Source organism: Candidatus Symbiopectobacterium sp. NZEC135, assembly GCF_025962695.1.
Window position 1 is genome coordinate 1 of sequence record NZ_JAGFPF010001039.1, and the last position, 759, is coordinate 759.

Genomic DNA, 759 nt, shown 5'->3' on the forward strand with positions numbered 1-759 from the left:
AATCCGGACGAAGGTTGCGACCTGGATTTTGTACCGCATGAAGCACGTCAGGTTTCCGATATGGAATACACACTGTGTAACTCCTTCGGTTTTGGCGGCACCAACGGTACACTGGTATTCCGCCGCGTGTAACAGCGTTGCGATACCGCTAAAAGCCCGGGCAACCGGGTTTTTTTTTGCCTGTCACCCATCATTGTGGTAGCGCAGAATTCAGAACACGCCACTTGTTGCCGCCCTGGGTTACTGGCACTCTGAACGTCACGCTACTGCCGCGGCTATTGGTGTTGTTGGCGTCAGTGTAAATGAACGTGTTGGGTGAGGACTGCGTATGTTTTGGATAAATGGTCAGGTGCAAGAGCAGATAACCGTTGCCGATCGTGGCCTCCAGTACGGTGATGGATGCTTCACCACCGCGCGCGTGCTGGAAGGCAAGGTCGTGTGGTTAGCATTGCATATGGCGCGGTTACGTCAGGACGCTGAGCGTTTGCTTATTCCGTTTGCGGCATGGGATACACTGCAAGCCGAAATGGAGCGGGCGGCGCAGGGGGTTGAGCAAGGCGTAGTGAAAACCATCCTAACGCGCGGCAGTGGCGGTCGAGGTTACAGCACACTGTCTTGTGGCGAACCGACGCGCATTGTGATGCAGACGGGTTATCCAGCGCATTACATCGAATGGCGCAAGCAGGGCATCACCCTTGGCATCAGTCCGGTCACATTAGGGCGCAACCCACGATTGGCGGGCATTAAACACTTGAACCG

At 55.3% G+C, this 759-nt stretch carries 1 protein-coding gene and 1 pseudogene; both read left to right on the top strand.

Annotation, left to right across the window (positions count from 1 at the left end; translation table 11 throughout):
- Positions 1-132, top strand: a pseudogene (locus tag J5224_RS32285) (beta-ketoacyl-ACP synthase II); the annotation flags it as partial.
- Between the two features lie 196 nt (positions 133-328).
- Positions 329-759, top strand: a 431-nt coding sequence (gene pabC, locus J5224_RS32290) for an aminodeoxychorismate lyase (protein ID WP_264629027.1), incomplete at its 3' end; no start/stop codon positions are given.